General features: G+C 61.9%; 18 protein-coding genes and 1 other RNA gene. 7 read left to right on the forward strand and 12 right to left on the reverse strand.

All coding sequences use genetic code 11. The features are described 5' to 3' along the window. Positions 1-87 precede the first annotated feature (87 nt). Positions 88-414: a DUF2218 domain-containing protein gene (locus tag ACE3TY_RS08130; protein WP_374652525.1), complete on the reverse strand. Its 327-nt coding sequence runs from the start codon at positions 412-414 to the stop codon at positions 88-90. Further along, positions 411-989, reverse strand: a complete 579-nt coding sequence (locus tag ACE3TY_RS08135) for a PadR family transcriptional regulator (protein ID WP_374652526.1) — start codon at positions 987-989, stop codon at positions 411-413. Before ACE3TY_RS08135 ends, ACE3TY_RS08130 begins: the two co-directional genes overlap by 4 nt. Before the next feature lie 157 nt (positions 990-1,146). On the opposite strand from ACE3TY_RS08135, the gene ACE3TY_RS08140 reads away from it, so the two are divergent. Further along, positions 1,147-1,350: a heavy-metal-associated domain-containing protein gene (locus ACE3TY_RS08140; RefSeq protein WP_374652527.1), complete on the forward strand. Its 204-nt coding sequence runs from the start codon at positions 1,147-1,149 to the stop codon at positions 1,348-1,350. A gap of 108 nt (positions 1,351-1,458) precedes the next feature. Here the strand turns inward: ACE3TY_RS08140 and ACE3TY_RS08145 are convergent, their stop codons facing one another. Both ACE3TY_RS08145 and mtgA read right to left on the reverse strand, forming a co-directional pair. After that, entirely contained in the window at positions 1,459-1,596 is a 138-nt protein-coding gene (locus ACE3TY_RS08145) for a hypothetical protein (protein WP_374652528.1), read from the reverse strand. Positions 1,597-1,633: 37 nt separating this feature from the next. Beyond that, the gene (mtgA, locus tag ACE3TY_RS08150; protein ID WP_374652529.1) at positions 1,634-2,293 is read right to left on the reverse strand and encodes a monofunctional biosynthetic peptidoglycan transglycosylase; all 660 of its coding nucleotides are present in this window, start codon (positions 2,291-2,293) and stop codon (positions 1,634-1,636) included. Positions 2,294-2,472: 179 nt separating this feature from the next. Here mtgA and ACE3TY_RS08155 point away from each other — a divergent pair, with 179 nt between their 5' ends. Then, the gene (locus ACE3TY_RS08155; RefSeq protein ID WP_374652530.1) at positions 2,473-2,949 is read left to right on the forward strand and encodes an MmcB family DNA repair protein; all 477 of its coding nucleotides are present in this window, start codon (positions 2,473-2,475) and stop codon (positions 2,947-2,949) included. A gap of 69 nt (positions 2,950-3,018) precedes the next feature. On the opposite strand, the gene ACE3TY_RS08160 is transcribed toward ACE3TY_RS08155, so the two are convergent. From ACE3TY_RS08160 to ssrA, 3 genes are all read right to left on the reverse strand, one after another. Continuing rightward, complete coding sequence (locus ACE3TY_RS08160; RefSeq protein WP_374652531.1) at positions 3,019-3,237, reverse strand: hypothetical protein; 219 nt, start codon at positions 3,235-3,237, stop codon at positions 3,019-3,021. Between the two features lie 515 nt (positions 3,238-3,752). Next, on the reverse strand, positions 3,753-4,283 hold the full coding sequence (locus ACE3TY_RS08165) for an SspB family protein (RefSeq protein WP_374652532.1): 531 nt from the start codon (positions 4,281-4,283) through the stop codon (positions 3,753-3,755). Positions 4,284-4,357: 74 nt separating this feature from the next. Beyond that, positions 4,358-4,724, reverse strand: a transfer-messenger RNA (tmRNA) gene (gene ssrA / locus ACE3TY_RS08170). Between the two features lie 154 nt (positions 4,725-4,878). Here ssrA and thyX point away from each other — a divergent pair. Beyond that, positions 4,879-5,814 carry an FAD-dependent thymidylate synthase gene (gene thyX, locus ACE3TY_RS08175; protein WP_374652533.1) on the forward strand — a complete coding sequence of 312 codons (936 nt, stop codon included), beginning with the start codon at positions 4,879-4,881 and terminating at the stop codon, positions 5,812-5,814. Next, complete coding sequence (locus ACE3TY_RS08180) at positions 5,811-6,371, forward strand: murein L,D-transpeptidase family protein (protein WP_374652534.1); 561 nt, start codon at positions 5,811-5,813, stop codon at positions 6,369-6,371. Before thyX ends, ACE3TY_RS08180 begins: the two co-directional genes overlap by 4 nt. Here ACE3TY_RS08180 and ACE3TY_RS08185 read toward each other — a convergent pair whose 3' ends face one another. Continuing rightward, entirely contained in the window at positions 6,372-7,571 is a 1,200-nt protein-coding gene (locus ACE3TY_RS08185) for an aminotransferase (protein WP_374652535.1), read from the reverse strand. It lies immediately after the preceding gene. Next, a complete protein-coding gene (locus ACE3TY_RS08190) occupies positions 7,568-9,529 on the reverse strand; it encodes an acetoacetate--CoA ligase (protein ID WP_374652536.1) in 1,962 nt (653 codons plus the stop codon). Before ACE3TY_RS08190 ends, ACE3TY_RS08185 begins: the two co-directional genes overlap by 4 nt. Before the next feature lie 194 nt (positions 9,530-9,723). Here ACE3TY_RS08190 and ACE3TY_RS08195 point away from each other — a divergent pair, with 194 nt between their 5' ends. Next, on the forward strand, positions 9,724-10,713 hold the full coding sequence (locus ACE3TY_RS08195; protein ID WP_374652537.1) for a DMT family transporter: 990 nt from the start codon (positions 9,724-9,726) through the stop codon (positions 10,711-10,713). After that, complete coding sequence (locus ACE3TY_RS08200; RefSeq protein WP_374652538.1) at positions 10,710-11,609, forward strand: DMT family transporter; 900 nt, start codon at positions 10,710-10,712, stop codon at positions 11,607-11,609. Before ACE3TY_RS08195 ends, ACE3TY_RS08200 begins: the two co-directional genes overlap by 4 nt. Here ACE3TY_RS08200 and ACE3TY_RS08205 read toward each other — a convergent pair. Next, positions 11,606-11,977, reverse strand: a complete 372-nt coding sequence (locus ACE3TY_RS08205) for a YkvA family protein (protein WP_374652539.1) — start codon at positions 11,975-11,977, stop codon at positions 11,606-11,608. The two genes, ACE3TY_RS08200 and ACE3TY_RS08205, sit on opposite strands and share 4 nt — an antisense overlap. A 175-nt stretch (positions 11,978-12,152) precedes the next feature. Here ACE3TY_RS08205 and ACE3TY_RS08210 point away from each other — a divergent pair, with 175 nt between their 5' ends. Beyond that, positions 12,153-12,890 (forward strand): tetratricopeptide repeat protein, encoded by a 738-nt coding sequence (locus ACE3TY_RS08210; RefSeq protein WP_374652540.1) that lies wholly within the window; start codon positions 12,153-12,155, stop codon positions 12,888-12,890. On the opposite strand, the gene ACE3TY_RS08215 is transcribed toward ACE3TY_RS08210, so the two are convergent. Further along, positions 12,877-14,904: an ATP-binding protein gene (locus tag ACE3TY_RS08215; RefSeq protein WP_374652541.1), complete on the reverse strand. Its 2,028-nt coding sequence runs from the start codon at positions 14,902-14,904 to the stop codon at positions 12,877-12,879. The genes ACE3TY_RS08210 and ACE3TY_RS08215 overlap by 14 nt on opposite strands. A 49-nt stretch (positions 14,905-14,953) precedes the next feature. Further along, positions 14,954-16,813 carry an ATP-binding protein gene (locus tag ACE3TY_RS08220; protein WP_374652542.1) on the reverse strand — a complete coding sequence of 620 codons (1,860 nt, stop codon included), beginning with the start codon at positions 16,811-16,813 and terminating at the stop codon, positions 14,954-14,956. Between the last annotated feature and the right edge of the window lie 22 nt (positions 16,814-16,835).

Raw genomic sequence — 16,835 nt, forward strand, 5'->3', positions numbered from 1 at the left:
CGAAAATGCGGGCGATCCGACGTTAAGGGCGGTCCCGCGCGGGGACAATTCAAAACCGATACCGGGCAGAACCGGCGGCAAGAAGCCTCACTCGGCGTTGCGCGACCAGACCACCTCGAGCGGTTCGCGGAAGGCGAAGCGGGTGAGGTGGCTGGCTATGACGTCTTCCATGCGGCTCAACGCTTCAGCGTCAACCGCGGAAACGCACAGGGCCAGCATGTCCTTGCCTGCCGCCAACTCGCACAGGCCGAAAGGAAATTCGATGCGGCCCGTCTCGGTATCGTGGGATACCGGAACCTTGTGGGCGAAGTGTTTGCACAATTGTCCCAGATAGCGGGATGGGGAGGAGGTGGCGACACGCGCCATCGATGTGAAACGGGAAGAGGCAGCTTGGGCCATCATCATCACCATCATTTTACATTCTCGATCTTGTGTACCGCCTCGTCGAGGGCGGCGGCGAGGGCGCGGATCTGTTCCTCGCTCAGGGCACCTTGCGATGTACGCAGCCGCAAGGCGACTTTCAGATTCTCCATCGCGCGCAGAATCTGCGGGGCGGGACCGCCGCCATGGGCGGCATGAGTCTGGCTGATCCGGTCGAGGATCGCCGCGACGATGGAGCTGTTCTCCGCGAGGAAGGCCTTGCCGGCATCGGTGATGGCATAAAGCTTCTTGTTGCCCTCGGCCTCGCTCACCGTCGCATAGCCGGTCTCTTCGAGTAGTGTCAGGGTGGGATAAATGACACCGGGGCTGGGACTGTAGGCACCGCCAAGCTTTTCCTCGATCGCCTTGATCACTTCATAGCCATGGCGCGGCTTCTCCGCGATCATCTGCAACACCACATAGCGCAGGTCGCCATGATCGAAGATGCGGCCGAAGCGGCGGCCATGGCGTCCGCCAAACCCATGGCGGTGACCGAAAAACCGGCCCCCACCAAACTCGTCGCGGGCAAAGCGCTTATCGCGACATTCACGTAAGTGTTTGAAAAACATATATCTGTCCTTTCTATTTCGATATATCTGGTATTTAGATATATCTAAACTCGGTCTATTTCAAGGAGCAGCCAGGAAAATAATGCGGGGACGCTTGACCTTCCCATCATGGGAGGGCCCATATCTTTCCCAGGTGAAACGAGAGGAGTGCGACCTCGTGCTGAATTTGAAAGTCGAAGGCATCAACTGCGGCGGCTGCGTATCGTCGATCAAAAAGGCGCTGGCGGTTGCAGCGCCGGGCACGCAAGTCGATGTCGATATCCCTGGCGGCAAGGTGAAGGTCACCGGCAATGCCGACCGCGCCAAGGTCGTGGCAGCGATCGAGGATGCGGGATACGACGTCACCGGTGACGCCGCCTGATCAGCCGGCCATCGGCTGAGCTGATGCGCGGCTTAGGCCTAAGAATGATTGCGCTTCATGTATCGTCATCCTCCGCCCGTGCGGGCCATGACGAAGTTGGATAGCAGTTTAGATCTGTTGATCGGCCGCTGCGCCACTCCGCGCGGTCTTTCGCACGAGCAGGGTTTCGGTGCCCGGCTGGCCGCCCGGCAATCTGGCGATTACCTGGCCCTGGCCATTGTCGATGAGGCTACCGACCGTCGGCATGGCCCGAGTTTGCCGCCGACGCCGTCACCTGTCTTGGTCAATCGCGGACGCGCTGGCAGGGGTCGCCCTTGGGATCGGGGACGTCGTTCATCCGGGCCTGGATGGTGCCGGCGCGGCTGCGGATATAGCCGGTGGGCTTCGAGGCCGACCAGCGGATCGGATTGGGCAGCACGGCCGCCAGCAAGGCTGCTTCGCGTCGTGTCAGATCCTTGGCCGATTTGCCGAAATGCGCCTCGGCCGCCGCTTCGGCACCATAGATCCCGGGACCGAACTCGACCACGTTGAGATAGACCTCGATAATCCGCTTCTTCGTCCAGGTCAGTTCGATGAGGCTGGTGAAATAGAATTCGAGCCCTTTGCGCATGTAGGAACGGTCCGGCCAGAGGAAGACGTTCTTGGCGGTCTGGTTGCTGATGGTCGATCCACCGCGGATACGCTTGGCCTTCTGGTTCCGCTTCCACGCCTTTTCGATGGCTTCCCAGTCGAAGCCGCGATGTTCGCAGAATTTCGCATCCTCGGCGGCGATGACGGCGCGCACGAGATTGGGCGAGATGTTGTCGTAGGAGCGCCAGCTCTTATGAATCCAATGGCCTTCGAAGACACGCTGCAGCATCAGAGGCGTCAATGGTGGCGGGATCCATGCATAGACGGCCGTGCTCAGCACCGAAATCAGCAGGAAGAGGGCGATTGCGCGCATAAGGAAGCGCCAGGCACGGCGCAACCAACTTTGCCGCTTTGTCGTTACCGCCTCGATCATCCCGCCCCTCGGATTTCCAGCCGCTCTGGATATCCGGCTGAGGTCATCCTAGCAAGCGGGCGAGCATATGGACAAAAGGGGAACGAATAGGCAAGCTAGGCGCACCAAGGAGTTTCACCATGTCAGATCCCCGGATTTCCGCCCCAGATGAAGCCGTAGACGAAGCTGTCGCCAATCCGCTGATCGCTGCAGGAATCGCCCGCGGCGTCATGCGCCTCTTTGCCGATCTCGGCTATGCGGCGCTTCAGGAATTCCCCTTACGCGTGAAGCGGCGTGCCGACATCGTAGGGCTCAACGACGCCGGTGAGATCGTCATCGTCGAAATCAAATCCTGCCGCGCCGATTTTCGCGCCGACCGGAAATGGCCGGACTATCTGGATTTCTGCGACCGCTTCTATTTTGCCGTGGCGCCGGACTTTCCCAGCGAGATTCTGCCCGGTGCATGCGGCCTGATCGTTGCCGACCGCCATGGCGGCGCCGTTCTGCGCGAGCCCGCGGCGACACCGCTCAACGGAAACCGGCGGCGGGCGCAGATACTGCAGATCGCGCTGACGGCAAGCCAGAGACTAGCGCGCGTCAGCGATATGTCGAACTGAAGTCCGGTAAGGAAAAGCCCGACCGGAAAGCACCGGGGAGGGGGCGGATCCCGTCCCCGGCACCTTCCATCAGACACGGTCGAGTTCGAGGCCGATATCACGGCGCAGGTGAACCGACAGCCGCTCGAGGTCGAGCGGTGGCGGCGCCTGGCCGCGCCTGGGCCTGTCGCGCTCGGCATGGTCCTGGGATGCGCGGCTTAAGCCGATGGTGGTCAAAACATTGCTTTGACGCGAACGATCCATCCAGCGTGCCAGCATGATGGTCCAGAGATTGAGATTGATCGGCATGGGTTGTTTCCTTTTGGTTGAGGAGGCCCCGGATGCCGGCAAGGCTTCACCGTTCCGTCGAACGCACCCGAAGGGCGAAACGAGCGGCATCAAAGGCCAGGGTTTGTGGATGAGATCCGATGCGGAAACGACGTCGTTCAACGTGAACGGCGGTGACGTGGATTAGCCTTGGATCGACCGGAAAGTGACGGAGGCCCTGACGCAGTGCGATCCCTTTCGGTGCGGGAATCGATCAGCGGCGGAGTTGATCCGACGTTACGCGGTTAGAGTTGAACGGGATTTCCGGAGAACAAGGGCAACGGTGACACGCCATCGGCGCGTCGGCCGACATCGAATCTCAGGCTGCGAGGCAGCTCATTCGGGTGACATGGTTCATTCGACGGTCCTCCTCCTTGTCCGAGAGGTGCGGCGAAAATACGCAGACGCTTGGCCAGCGTCAAGCCGCGAAAGTGTATCGATGCAAATTTTCCGTGAGCCTGTGGCGCAACGGCAATACGAACTGGAAGAAGCGCAGGTTAGTGCTTCTTGCGGAAGGCGTCGAGCGCCACGACCGTGCCGCTGGCGGCAGCGCTTTCGCTCTCCGCCTTGGCAACGCCAGGAAGGGCTGGCTTGGCTTCGGGCTTTTCGAGAGCAAGGATCGGTTCGGCCAAATCGCCATCGTCCATATCGCCATCATCGTCGCCCTCGACATCGCCCGAATCGAATTGCAGGGCGAACTTCACCGACGGATCGGCGAAGCTGACGATGGTTTCGTAAGGAATGAACAGGGCCTCATGCTTGCCACCGAAGGACAGCGTCACGGTAAAGCTGTCGTCGGTAACCTCAAGCCCCCAGAATTGGTGCTGAAGGACGATGGTCATCTCACGCGGATATTGCGATTTGAGGTGCTGCGGGATGCGGACCAGTGGATGATCGGTGCGAAAGGTGATGTAGAAATGGTGATCGCCCGGCAGGCCGCTCACAGCCGCTTCGGTCAGCGCCCGCCGCACGACGCCGCGCAGGGCATCCTCCACCATCTGATCGTAGCGCAACCAATCCTTCGCCATAACGCCGTCCCATCTCCCCTCGATGCCCCGATTCCGTGCTGCCGGCTCCAAGCCCGTGCTGCCCCTGGAAATCAGGTGGGGGGCTTTCTGTTGCCCGGCGCCCCCCGGGTACCGCGTTCTTGTAAGCTACTTAGAGCCCGTTAGGGATCTTAGGCAGCCATACGAAGATCGGATGCAACGTTGTCGTTGGCATCTCTAGGTTTGGCCCGATAACGGCGGGTACCATACCGAGCAAAAGCCATGTCTTTACCGCGCACGTCGATCCTGTTTCGCCCCCATGAACTTGCCGTCAATCTTTAAGGGATTGATGGACAAGGATTTATGGTGGAGGCGCCGGGTACCGCCCCCGGGTCCGCAACGCTTATTTCACAAGACGTTTATCGCCATAGTCGGTTTCCCGACATCCCTAATATAGGCGCCCGGCCTGGCTTGCGAAAGTCCCGCCGGCGAGGTTCCGTTAATCATTTCAAAGCCCGACTTTCGCCACCTTGTTGCGGGAGGCTGTTCCCGGTAAAACGCGCGACCGGCCAAGCGCCGGCGGGGGCAGCGAGTCGGTTCCCCTGGCTTTGTTGATCTCTTGCAGGCGGGACCAGGCATGCCCCTATCACCCGAACAATTGGCGGCGATCGAGGAACAGCGGGCGCAATCCTTCGCGACGCGGCGCGCGGTGGCGCCGGCCCTGGAGGAAATCCTCTATCGCGCCGTGCCCGTGCTCGACCACGGCATCGTCCGGGTGATTGACTATATGGGTGACGACAACGCGGTCGTGCAGGCCGCCCGCGTTTCCTATGGCCGCGGCACCAAGAAGGTGAGCGAGGACCAGGGTCTCATCCATTATCTGATGCGCCATCGCCATTCGACCCCGTTCGAAATGTGCGAGATCAAATTCCATGTGAAGATGCCGATCTTCGTGGCGCGGCAATGGATCCGCCACCGCACGGCCAATGTCAACGAATATTCGGCGCGTTATTCGATCCTCGACCGGGAGTTCTATATTCCGGCGCCCGAGCATCTGGCCGCGCAATCGGCCACCAACCGCCAGGGGCGCGGCAATGTGCTGGAAGGGGCCGAGGCGCAGCGCGTGCTCGATCTGCTGAAGCGGGATTCGACCCAAGCCTACGACCACTATGCCGAGATGCTCAATGAGACGGAAACGGGCGAAGCGCTCGATCCGAACCGTTCGGGCCTTGCGCGCGAACTTGCCCGCATGAACTTAAGCCTCAACTTCTATACCCAATGGTATTGGAAGATCGATCTGTACAATTTCATGCACTTCCTCTCCCTGCGCGCGGACGCGCATGCGCAATACGAGATCCGCGTCTATGCCGAGGCGATGCTCGACATGCTGAAGCGCTGGGTTCCGCTGACCTTTGAGGCCTTCGTGCAGCATCGGCTCGGTGCTGCGACTCTCTCCAAGAATGCTCTTGCCGTGGTGAAGCGCCGCCTTGCCGGCGAAACGGTCACCCAGGAAACCAGTGGCATGGGCAAGCGAGAATGGACTGAACTGCAGTCGCTGCTCGACGGCAAATGAGCGGACTTGTCCTCGACAATATCGGCTGGGTCTCGTCCAGTCCGCCTCGTTGGCTGAAGCGCTGTCTGCAAATGCTGGCGGCGCTGGCGGTCGTGCTGGCGATGCTCATCTATCTGCCGGGGCCGGTGATGGCGTTGTTCATCGGACCGGTCGACGAGGTGCTGGTCGACAAGAGCGCGCGCACGATCTCGCTCCTGCGCGGCGGCAAGGCGGTCTTTTCGGCGGGCATTTCGCTCGGCAAGAACCCGGTTGGGCAGAAACGCCGCGAAGGCGATCAGCGCACGCCGGAAGGCAAGTACAAACTGGTCTGGGGCAACAGCGCGTCCACGCATCACAAGGCGATACTGGTTTCCTATCCGAACAAGGCGCAGGCAACGCGCGCCGCCGCCAAGGGCGAGGATGCCGGCGGCGGCATCATGATCCACGGCCAGCGCAATTGGTGGCGCTGGTTCTCGCGCTCAGCCCTTACCAACGGCTGTATCGGAGTGAGCAACCTCGCCATGGATGTGATCTGGTCGGCCGTCGAACTGGGCACGCCGATCGAGATCAGGCCTTAGTCACCAGGCTCTATCCGCCGCATCTGCCGCCAGCCGTGCGGCGACTTCCGGCATTTTCGCAGCCTCGACATTGGCGAAGGCCACGCGCAGGAAATCCTCCTGGCCCGGACCGAACATCGAACCGGGAAGGGCCAGCAGGTTCTGCCTGTCGGCGAGCCGCTTCGCGACATCGGTCGCTTTTCGCCCGCGATGCGGATGCTTCAGATAGGCGAAATAGGCGCCGGCACTGACGACTTCATAGCCGAGATCGTTGCGGGCGAAGGCCTCGGTCAAGGCCGCCAGGCGGTCACGCATCAGACCGGTGTTGCCGTGGCGCCAGTCGCCCAGGGCTTCGAGCCCATGTTTTGCCGCGATCTGGCCGATGCGCGGCGCGCAGATGGCGACGCAGTCCATCGATTTGCCGATTTCCTCCAGCAGCTTCGGATCGCCGACGATGGCGCCGACACGGTGGCCGGTTAGGCAGAAGACTTTCGAGAAGCTATAGAGATGGATGAGGTTCGATTCCCAGAAATGCGTACGAAAGAGGCTGTGCGGCGCCTCGTCATGCGGCATGAAATCGCGATAAGTCTCATCTAGAATGAGCGCGATGCCGGCTTCCTTGCAGAGGTCCAGTGCCGCCTGAAGGAATTCGGGCGGATAGACGGATCCGGTTGGATTGTTGGGCGAAATCAGTACCAGTGCCCGCGTCTTCGCGTTGACCGTATCGCGGATTTCCACCAGGTCGGGCAGGCCGCCGGCTTCGGGGCGGAAGCGGACATGGCGTGCGGTGACGCCGGTCATGTCCAGCCACATCTGGTAGTTAAAATAATAAGGCAGCGGCAGGATGATCTCGTCGCCTGCCTTGGCGAGGCCCGCCGTGGCCAGGCAATAAGCCTGGTTGCAGCCGGCGGTGATCATCACATTTTCGGCCGTCACGACAGCGCGGTCGGCCTGGCCATAGACCCCGCTGATATCGGCTGCCAAGGCCGCGCGCAGGTCGGGCAGGCCTTGGATATCCGTATAGCGATGTGTGGCCGGCTGTTTCAGTGCTTCCGCCATATGCGCAATCAATGCGTCGGGCGGCGCATAGCCCGGCACCGCCTGGCAGACGTCGACGAGCGGCTTCTCAGGCGGAAAGCTGCGCCCCTCGATCCAGCCCTGTGCCTCGGCGATCGGCGGAGCGGCGACAGCGGCGAGCGAGGGATTGGCGGCAAGGCTCACGATTTCAACTCCGCGAGATTGGCGTAGAGGTTGAGGGCCTCGGGATTGGCCAGCGCTTCCTTGTTCTTGACCGCCTTGCCGTGGACGACATCGCGCACGGCGAGTTCCACGATCTTGCCCGACTTGGTGCGCGGGATGTCGTTGACCGCCACGATCTTGGCCGGCACATGGCGCGGCGTCGTATTGGCGCGGATCTGGTTGCGGATCTTCTTTTCCAGCTTCTCGTCCAGCTTCAGTTCGGGTCGCAGGCGCACAAAGAGGATGACGCGCACGTCGCCCTGCCAATCCTGGCCGATGACGATGCTTTCCAGAATCTCCGGCAGCTGTTCGACCTGACGATAGATTTCCGCCGTGCCGATGCGCACGCCTCCCGGATTGAGTACGGCGTCCGACCGGCCATAAACGACAATACCGTCATGCTCGGTGAGTTCGACATAGTCGCCATGATGCCAAACATTGGGATAGCGCTCGAAATAGGCAGCCTTATAGCGCTTGCCGTCGGGATCGTTCCAGAAGCCCACCGGCATGCAGGGGAAGGGGCGGGTGCAGACCAGTTCGCCCTTTTCGCCGCGCACGGGCTTCCCTTCATCGTCCCAGACTTCGACCTTCATGCCGAGACCGCGCATCTGGATCTCGCCGCGCCAGACGGGTCCTGCGGGATTGCCCAGCATGAAGCAGGAGACGATATCGGTTCCACCTGAAAGCGAGGACAGGCAGACATCCTTCTTGATATGTCCGTAAACGTAGTCGAAGCCTTCCGGCACCAGCGGCGAGCCGGTCGAACCGATCGTGCGCATGGCGGAAAGGTCGTGGGTCTTGATCGGATCGACACCGGCCTTGGCGCAGGCGTCGATATATTTGGCCGAGGTGCCGAAGAAGGTGCATTTCTCGGCCTGGGCGAAGTCCCACAGGATGTTGCCGTCGGGGGCAAAGGGCGAGCCGTCATAGAGCAGCAGGGTGGCGCCCGAGCCCAGGCCAGAGATCAGCCAGTTCCACATCATCCAGCCGCAGGTCGTGAAATAGAACACCCGGTCACCCGGCTTCACGTCGGAATGCAGGCGATGTTCCTTCAAGTGCTGCAGCAGCGTGCCGCCCTGGCCGTGGACGATGCATTTCGGCACGCCGGTCGTGCCGCTGGAGAACATGATGTAAAGCGGGTGGTTGAAGGGAACGCGCTCGAACCTCAGCTCCGCACCCTTGTTGGCGGCGATCACGTCGCCGATGAGGCGTGCATTGGGCAATTTGGAGAGGTCCGGATTCCTGCTGATATAGGGAATGACCAGGACTTCCTCGACGCTGGGGAGTTTTGTCAGGAATTCGGCGACGCGCTCAAGGCAGTCATGGCTCTTGCCGTTATACCAATAGCCGTCCGCGGTGATGAGGATGCGCGGTTCGATCTGCCCGAAGCGGTCCAGCACACCTTGCACGCCGAAATCGGGCGAGCACGACGACCAGGCGCACCCCAACGACGCGGCCGCAAAGGCGCCCATGATGCTTTCGGGCATGTTGGGGACGAAACCAGCCACCCGGTCGCCCGACTTCAACCCGATCCCGCGGAAATGGGCCGCCAGGGCGGCTACGCTGTCATGCAACTCGCCATGGCTGACGCGGCGCTTTACCTTGTCCTCGCCCCAGAAGACAAGGGCGTCGCTGCTGTCGCCGGCCTTCGAGAAGCGCAGCAGGTTCTCGGCGATATTGATCCTGGCATTTGGGAAGAATTGCGCGCCGGGCATCTTGTCGCCATCGGCCAGCACCGGCTGGTGCGGCCCGTCGCCGATGACATCGCAGTAGCGCCAGAGGGAGAGCCAGAAATGTTCGATGTCGTCGACCGACCATTGCCACAGGGCGGTCGTGTCGTGGAGATTGACCTGCCAGTCGCGGGCGACCTGGGTGCGGAACTTGGTCATGTTGGCGCCGGCGATTACGGCTTCGCTCGGTTGCCACAGCAAATCGCTCATACCTATCATCCCCTCAAGCCCGGGTCGGCGCCCGGCTGCACTGCAACATAAACCAATCTGGCCCGCCTTGCGGAAAATGCAGGGCTTGGCCGCATTGTCCACCCTTTTTCTTGTCTCTGCCGCACCTTAAGGTACGGGGCAAGCGCATCTTCCGGGCGCCGGTTCATCCTGGCAAGACGATTCCCGACATACACATGACAAGTTCCGACCACAAGAGCAGCGGCCTGCCCAACCCGGTCCTGCCCGACCCGGTCATGGCCGCACTCCTGGCCCTCGGCGCCTGCTTGTTCTTTGCCTTGCTCAGCGCCTCGGTCAAACAGCTTTCCGGGGAAATGCACGGTTTTGCCATCGCCTTCTGGCGCAACCTGTTCGGCTTTGTCTTCATGATCCCCTGGCTGTGGCGTCACGGCCTTGGCAGTCTGCGTACCGGACGGTTCGGAACCTATCTGTTCCGCTCCAGCCTCAGCGTCGTCTCAATGATGTGCGGCTTCACGGCGCTGGCCTATATGCCGATCGCCAACGCCACCTCGCTCAGTTTCACCGCTCCTCTCTTCGCCACCATCCTTGCGGCGCTGATCCTCAAGGAGAATGTCCGGCTACGCCGCTGGTCGGCGACCCTATTGGGCTTTTCCGGCGTCCTCATCGTTCTGCAGCCCGGCTCGACTGGTATCGGCCTAGGCGAGATACTGGTGATCAGCAGCGCTTTTCTCAGCGCCACGGTTTCGGTCATCGTCAAGACCCTTTCGCGCAGCGAGAGTTCGCAGGCAATCGTCACTTACATGGTGTTGCTGTCGACGCCTCTCGCCCTGATCCCGGCCCTGTTCCACTGGACTTGGCCCAGCCTTGCAGCCTGGCCCTATGTGATTGCCTTGGGATTGTTCGGCACGCTCGGTCATCTTTGTTGGACGCGCGCCTTTGCCATGGCCGACGCCTCTGCCATCATGCCTTACGATTATTCCCGGCTCATATTCGTTACGGGTATCGGCATGTTCTGGTTCGGCGAGCAGCCGAACCATTGGTTCTGGCTGGGCTCGGCGGTCATTGTCGCCGCGGGCCTTTACATTGCGCAGCGCGAGGCCTTCCTGCGGCGGCATAAGGCGACCGCCGCCGCGGCGACACAGGCCAGTGCCGAAAGCGCGCAGCCGGGCATCATGCCTGTCGAGCGGATCGGGAAAGACAAATGATATCCGGCTTTCTCAATCTGTCCGGCAACGCGCGCGGCTGCATCTGGATGGCGCTGTGCGGGCTTGGTTTTTCAGTGATGGCGGCGTTCGTCAAACTTGCCGGACAGGCACAGGTCAATACGTTCGAGATCACTTTTTTCCGTGTGTTGGTCGGCTTCTTGCTGCTGGCGCCGTTCGTTGCGAAGTCAGGCCTGCAATCTCTGCGCACGCAATATATCAAGGCGCACGCGCTGCGGGCGGTGCTGGGTTTTGTTGCCATGATCTGCGCCTATATCGGCATCGCCAAGCTGGAACTGGCGACCTATACCGCACTCAGCTTCACCAAGCCGCTCTTTGCCGTGATCCTTGCGGTGATCATCCTCAAGGAGGATGTACGCTGGCGGCGCTGGGCCGCAACCATCGTCGGCTTCATCGGTGTGCTGGTGATGATGCAGCCGGGCAGCAGTGCCTTCAACCCCTGGGCGTTGCTGGCGATGGGGGATGCGCTTTCCATTGCACTCCTCATCACGATCCTGAAGCGCCTGCCTGCCAGCGAGACGCCGTTGATCATGCTGTTCTATTACGGCCTGATCGGGATGCTGCTGGTGGGGCCACCCGCCATCTATTATTGGCAATGGCCGACACCGATCGAGTGGCTCTATCTGATCGCCATCGGCGTCACAGGCGCCTTGTCACAATATTGGTGGATTCTGGCCTTCAAGGCCGGCGAGGCATCGGTCGTTGCGCCCTTCGATTACTTGCGGCTGCTGTTCGCGGGCCTGATCGGCTTCATCGCCTTCACGGAGCTTCCGGATCATTGGACTCTGATCGGCGCGGTTCTCATCGTCGGCAGTACCGTCTACATCGCCCAGCGCGAAGCGCGGTTGGGACGGGCAAAGAATGCCTCCGACAGCTAGGTGTCGAACCGCTCCAAAGCCGACCGGGCCTTGGCGCGATGGTCGGTGGTGATGTGCTTTGCCACGGTCTTGATTGCCGCATAGACCACGGCGGCATCGTCGGCGAAGCCGAACAGGGCCAGGAAGTCCGGGACCGTATCGAAGGGCAGGACGAAATAAGCGAGCGCCCCCATCAGCACGACTTTGACCTTGAGCGGCGAGGCGGGATCGACGGCGCAGTAATAGGCGGCGAGGAGTTCGTCCACGAACGGGACGCGGCCGGCAATCCGGCGCAATTTCGGCCAGAAACCCTGTGCGACGCGCTGGCGGTCGCGCGCATATTTGCCGTTATCGATGGTTTCGGTCTCGAAATCGGTCGGATCGGCCAACAAAATCTCCCGGATGGATCATCAGATGCTAGATGGGATCGGCGGGACCGGCCGGCAAGGCCCCTCAAGTTCAGGATCGGGAAAGCGGCGACCGAATTCAGCACTTGTAAACGGATTGTGAGCCTAACTGGCCCGGGAAATGCTAGCTTTGCCAAGATCAGCTACTGTCTGGGCCATGAAGACACCGATTCTGCCACTTTCGACCGCTTTAGGCGCGCTGCTGCTTCTGATGTCGCCCGGTTTGGGCCAGGAAGCCACGCCGCTTCCGCCACCGCCGGGCAGCGAGGCGGCGGCACCGCTCGGCCCATTACCGCCCTCGGCAACCGACGCGGCTGCCCTGCCCGGACCGGCACTGCCCGAAGGCACGGTCGTGGACAGTCGCGCCTGCAAGCGGCCGGTCTTTGTCGACGGCATTCCCTATACCTGGGACAAGCTCGAGCGGGATGCCGACGATGCCTGGGTCGCGTATGGCGAAGGCAAATTCGTTCAGGCGATCCCAGTCTTCGAGAAGCTGGCCAGGATCGGCCATCCCGTGGCGCAGCGATTGATGGGCATCGCCTATTTCTACGGCCAGGGTGTCCCACTCGACTATCGAACCTCGCTCGCCTGGTTCGAGAAGGCCGCCATGCAGGGTTGTTTCGAAGCGCTGGCGCCAACCGCGCAGATGTATGAGGAGGGACGAGGCGCGGCGCCGGATTCGGGAAAGGCCTATATGTGGTACAATATCGCCGCCGCTCAACTGCCGCAGGGCAAGGACCGCCGCGAGATGGTCGAACGCCGTGAAAAAGTGGCCGAGACGATGACGCCGGCCCAAGTCGAAGCCGCGCAGAAGCGGTCCCTGCAATACGCGCCGAAGCTGGTTGTGCCGCCGGATATTTCCGAATTGCCGGAAGATTTCTTCAAGAAGCGGTAGCTTCTTCCGGGCGCGCCGGCTTCGGCATGATGATTTCGACCCGCGTGCCGATGCCGGGCCTGCTCTCGATATGAAGCCGGCCTCCCATGGCCTCGACCAGCCGCTGCACCAGGGTGAGGCCGATGCCGGAGCCGCCGACTTCCGCGCGCATTGTATCGCCCAGCCGGGTGAAGGGCTGCATGGCGCGCTCGATATCCTCGCTCGTCATGCCGATCCCATTGTCGACGACGCAGAAGGCGACGCTGGCGCCGTCATCGCGGGTCGAGATGTCGATCTCGCCGCCCTTTCGTGTGTATTTGGCGGCATTGCTGGCCAGGTTGAGCAACGCTTGACGCAGAAGCCGGCGATCGCCCAGGCAGGCGCAATCGGCATCGTCGGCCATGCGCAGCCGATGCTGTCGCTCCTGCGTCATGACTTCGACAATGGCACGGCAATCGGCCAGCAGGTCGGCCGAGTTGACGGCCTCGTGCTTCACTTCGATGCGGCCGGATTCGACCGCTGAAAGATCGATGATGCCGCCTAGTAGATCCAGCAACTGCTGTCCGCTGGCGTGGATGTCGTCGGCATAGCCCTGGTACGCGGCATTTTCGATCGGCCCGAAAACCTCGCGCCGGATGACTTCGGAAAAGCCGATGATGGCATTGAGCGGCGTACGCAATTCGTGGCTCATCGTCGCCAGGAATTCGGACTTGGCGCGGTTGGCCTCCTCGGCCGCTCTCAAGGCGCGAACGAGTTGGACTTCCGCCTCCTTGCCGGCGGTAATGTCGAAGACGTAACCGCCGATGGCGACGACCTTGCCGTTCTTGTCCAACACCGGAAACTTGATTTCGCGCTCCCATGGGTAGGCCTGCCGCAGTCCGGTGTTGCGTTCCGTGCGCACGACTTCGCCGGCTCGCGCTCTGATGTCGCCATCCGCCAGGTCCCGTGCGATCGCTTTCTCGAAGAATTCGTCCAGCTTGTGGCCGACATAGGGGCGTTCGCCGATTTGGAACGCTCGGCGCGCCTCGGCATTGAGGTCGATATAGTATCCGTCAACGTCCTTCACATACATCGCGACCGGCGCGTTCTCCATGAAGGCATGCAGCAGGTCGCGGTTGCGGTTGGCTTCGGCTTCCAGCCGGCGACGGCGGTCGGTATAGACCGCGACGACAAAGAACATGGCGCCGCACGTACTGGCCGCCAGCAACGTCGCCAAATGCAAGGTGGAATCGGTGGTGAAACCCGAACCGAACACCGGCACCTGCGCCGCCAGATACCAGGCACCATCCGGAAAGGGCACTTCCATGACGACCGGATTGCCGTCGAAGACGGCAGGATCGCCGATCAGGATTTCAGGCGCCAGCGTTGCGTTGCGATTGCCGCGAATGGCGAGATGGATGAGCTGTGCGGCGTCCGTCATGCCGGACTGCGCGAAGAGGCCGTCGATCTCGATCGGCATGCTGAGCGCACCCCAGAAGACTGGCGGCCGGCTCGCGGTGCGGATGAAGATCGGAATGCGGGCGATGATCGCCCAGCCCCCCTGCACCAGATTGACCGGCCCGGCAACGTCCGGCTCGCCGCTCTTGCGCATGCGTTCGAAGGACGGCCATTGATCAGGACGCTCGCGCAGGTCGACGCCGATCGTGCCGCGATTTTCCGAGAGGGGGCAATTGTCGACGATCTTCGAGCCGACGACGAGGGCGATGTTGCGGATTTTCGGTTCCTCGAGCAGCAGGTCGGCGCAGCTTTCCGCGAAGGCGGCTGCGGATATCCCCTTGTTGGCGGCGATCACCGCGGCAAGACCCCGGCCGAGGTCGACGCTTTTCTCGATCTCCATCCGCAGGTTGTTGGCAAGCGATCTCAGTTCCGATGTCAACGTGCCGCGGGCGGCGGCATCGGCGCGCTCGCGGTTCAGCCGCTCGCCAGCAAAGAATATCGCAGCAGCGATCGCCAGTGCGGCGATACCGATCAGAACGTACTTGATACCCGTCGAGAGCGGCACCTGCTCGCTCCTGGCCAGCTGTGAGGACGACATATTGGGCAGTGTGCCTGAGGACAAAGTCAAGCGGGCGGTGTCGGAATCGCTAGTCTGCCTTGGGCAAACGCACTTCGACGGCGGTGCCGAACCCCGGTTTGCTGAAGATAACCAGCGAACCCTGCATCGCCTCGACCAGGCGCCGCACGAGGGCAAGACCGATGCCGGACCCGCCCACTTCGGCGCGCATCGGATCGCCCAGGCGGGTGAAGGGCTGCAGAGCGCGCTCGATGTCGGTGGATTCCATGCCGATGCCGTTGTCGCGGACGCGAAAGATGACTTCTTCCCCCGCATCCTCGACCGTGACCTCGATCCGGCCCCCCTTGCGCGTGTATTTCGAGGCGTTGCTGGTGAGATTGATGATCACCTGGCGCAGCAGACGGCGATCGCCGATAATGGGGGCATTCGTCGTCGCGTCGACGATCAGTTCGTGTTCGCGCTCGCGCGACAGGGCCTCAAGGATGGCGCGGCAATCGCCGATCACCAGTTCGGGCCGCAGCGCTTCCGATTTGATGTCGAGATGTCCGGACTCGACGGCGGAAAGGTCGATGATGCCGCCCAGCAGATCGTAGAGGAGCTGTCCGCTCTTATGGATGTCGGCGGCATATGACTGGTAGGTCGTACTGCCCAGTGGACCGAACATTTCGCGCCGCAGGATGTCGGAGAAGCCGATGATGGCGTTGAGCGGCGTGCGCAATTCATGGCTCATGGTGGCAAGGAAATTGGATTTTTCGCGATTGGCCGCTTCGGCCCGTCGCAGGGCTTCGAGCATGCGCTCTTCGCTCTGCTTCTGCCCGGTGATATCGAGAACGTAGCCGGCAATGGCGATCACTTTGCCCGCGGTGTCGATCACGGGAAATTTGATCTCGCGCTCCCAACCGTAACTGCTTGAGGCATCGGCGCGCCGTTCGGTGCGCACCACCTCGCCTTTCAGCGTCCTTGCATCTTCCTGCTCCAATTGGTCTGCCAGTGCCGGTTCGACGAAGTCGCGGGCGGTGCGGCCCCGGAACGCTCCCTCGCCGATATTGTAGGCCCGAAAGGCTTCGGCGTTGAGATCGAGGTATCGGCCGTGGACATCCTTCACATACATGGCGATGGGAGAGTTGCGCATCAGCGCGCGCAGCAGGTCGCGGTTGCGGTTGACTTCAATCTCGAGCCGCCGCCGGCGCGCGATATAGGGAATGGCAACCAGAACCACGGCGCCGCAAAACAAGGCGGCGATAATTACGAACATCCGCTGCAGCGGTTGGAACGGCTCCGGCGTTGCGCTGTTGGGGCGACCGTAGAGCAACCAGGTGCCTTCGGGCAAGGCGACCGGCACGGAAAGTGCGCCCTCGCCATAGGCCTGCGGTTCGCCGAAGATCGTTTCCGGGACGCGCATCGGCTCGCGACTGCCGCGCATGGCGAGGTCGAGCCCTATATCCGGATCGGACAGGCCGGATTGGAGCAGCAACCCGCTGAGGCGCAGTGGCAGGCTGATGGCGCCCCAATATTGGACCAAACCGGTTTCATTGCGGATGCGGATGGGGATGCGGACGACGATCGCCCAATCGCCTGAGGGGAGATGCAACGGTCCGGAGACGACGGCATCGTCGCTTTGCTGCAGGCGTTCGAAGGAATTGGTCCCTTCGGGGGCATCGTCGATCTCGCGGCCGATCTTTTGCGGAGCGCCTCCCGACGGGCAGTTATATCTGACGGTGTCGCCGACGATGAGCGCGATATTGCGCACCTTGGGTTGGGCGGAGAGAATCGTCTTGCAGATCGAGGTGAATTTCCGCTCGGTGATGCCGGGCTCGGCGGCGACAAGGGCAGCCAGCCCCAGGCCCAGATCCGAGCCGGCCGCGATCTCGGTCAGGAATCTGTTGGCGAGCGCGGCAAGCTGGCTCTTCGTACGCGATTCGGTTGCCAAGGCGACATCGCGTCGATAGGCA

It is taken from the genome of Dongia sp. (genome assembly GCF_041918875.1).
Classification (GTDB): Bacteria; Pseudomonadota; Alphaproteobacteria; order Dongiales; family Dongiaceae; genus Dongia.

Coding starts and splice junctions, on each gene's coding strand:
- ACE3TY_RS08200 (WP_374652538.1), top strand. CDS start 10,710: ATGATATCCGGCTTTCTCAATCTGTCCGGCAACGCGCGCGGCTGCATC.
- ACE3TY_RS08130 (WP_374652525.1), bottom strand. CDS start 414: ATGATGGTGATGATGATGGCCCAAGCTGCCTCTTCCCGTTTCACATCG.
- ACE3TY_RS08135 (WP_374652526.1), bottom strand. CDS start 989: ATGTTTTTCAAACACTTACGTGAATGTCGCGATAAGCGCTTTGCCCGC.
- ACE3TY_RS08190 (WP_374652536.1), bottom strand. CDS start 9,529: ATGAGCGATTTGCTGTGGCAACCGAGCGAAGCCGTAATCGCCGGCGCC.
- ACE3TY_RS08155 (WP_374652530.1), top strand. CDS start 2,473: ATGTCAGATCCCCGGATTTCCGCCCCAGATGAAGCCGTAGACGAAGCT.
- mtgA (WP_374652529.1), bottom strand. CDS start 2,293: ATGCGCGCAATCGCCCTCTTCCTGCTGATTTCGGTGCTGAGCACGGCC.
- ACE3TY_RS08145 (WP_374652528.1), bottom strand. CDS start 1,596: ATGCCGACGGTCGGTAGCCTCATCGACAATGGCCAGGGCCAGGTAATC.
- ACE3TY_RS08160 (WP_374652531.1), bottom strand. CDS start 3,237: ATGCCGATCAATCTCAATCTCTGGACCATCATGCTGGCACGCTGGATG.
- ACE3TY_RS08180 (WP_374652534.1), top strand. CDS start 5,811: ATGAGCGGACTTGTCCTCGACAATATCGGCTGGGTCTCGTCCAGTCCG.
- ACE3TY_RS08165 (WP_374652532.1), bottom strand. CDS start 4,283: ATGGCGAAGGATTGGTTGCGCTACGATCAGATGGTGGAGGATGCCCTG.
- ACE3TY_RS08210 (WP_374652540.1), top strand. CDS start 12,153: ATGAAGACACCGATTCTGCCACTTTCGACCGCTTTAGGCGCGCTGCTG.
- ACE3TY_RS08195 (WP_374652537.1), top strand. CDS start 9,724: ATGACAAGTTCCGACCACAAGAGCAGCGGCCTGCCCAACCCGGTCCTG.
- ACE3TY_RS08215 (WP_374652541.1), bottom strand. CDS start 14,904: ATGTCGTCCTCACAGCTGGCCAGGAGCGAGCAGGTGCCGCTCTCGACG.
- thyX (WP_374652533.1), top strand. CDS start 4,879: ATGCCCCTATCACCCGAACAATTGGCGGCGATCGAGGAACAGCGGGCG.